Annotated in this window: 2 protein-coding genes; both read right to left on the bottom strand. The window is 34.6% G+C overall.

Going from position 1 to position 775, the window contains the following annotated elements:
- The coding region (locus J502_RS16150; protein ID WP_032069730.1) for a helix-turn-helix domain-containing protein at nt 1-341 on the bottom strand (341 nt) is incomplete at its 3' end.
- A 149-nt stretch (nt 342-490) separates the two neighbouring features.
- Nucleotides 491-775: IS30 family transposase (locus J502_RS16790; RefSeq protein ID WP_121980293.1), on the bottom strand; the 285-nt coding region annotated here is incomplete at its 5' end.

The raw sequence follows: 775 nt of genomic DNA, 5'->3' as shown, positions 1-775 counted from the left end.
ATTGTTTGATCCAAATCAGGAAATGTCTTTAAACGCTTTGCTATTTGCTGAGGAGACCATAAACAACGGATCGCTTCAACAATAAATTTCCAGAGGATTGAATCGATTTTGAGTTTTCTGTGACCACGTCTACGTCTAGCGAAGGTGTTATCAGAAGCATATCGAGCTTGATAAACGTCATTGATGCTATTTCTTTTAAGCTCACGATAGATCGTACTAGGATGTCTTTTAATGAGTTCAGCAAATTTTCTGGCTGAAAAGCCTTCTTTTCTTGACTCAAGCATTAATGCAGTACGATCTTCAAAGTTAAGATGATGGTATGACAATTTTATATACTCCATAAACCCTTTAAATTAATTAGGTGGTTTATGTCGCACTTCAAGTTTTACTCTGCCATGTCTTGTCTAAAGCTTGATCTTGAAGATAAAAAAATCTTAAAAATAGAAAAATAAAGATAGTCGTAATGAATGTAATAATAAAAACGGCGAATTCAAACATGAGGTGCGACAGTTTGAAAAGTCTTATGATAATCAACAAGCTGAGCAAATTTCTCTAATGGTGTAAGCCAATCTAACGCTTTTCTAGGACGAGTATTCAGTGACATGGCAACTTGATTTAAATAATGCTGATCTGCCTGATTTAAATCAATCCCTTTAGGTAAATATTGCCTAATTAAACCATTCATATTTTCGCATGTGCCTTTTTGCCAGGGTGAATGTGGGTCACAGAAATATACATCTATGCCTAAATCTTCTTCAAGTATTTTATGTTCTGC

The sequence above is a fragment of the Acinetobacter sp. 1294596 genome, assembly GCF_000582925.1.
In the GTDB taxonomy this organism is placed as follows: Bacteria; Pseudomonadota; Gammaproteobacteria; order Pseudomonadales; family Moraxellaceae; genus Acinetobacter; species Acinetobacter radioresistens.
Note: the sequence above shows the minus strand (reverse complement) of the source record. Positions and strands in the feature narration are given on the sequence as shown.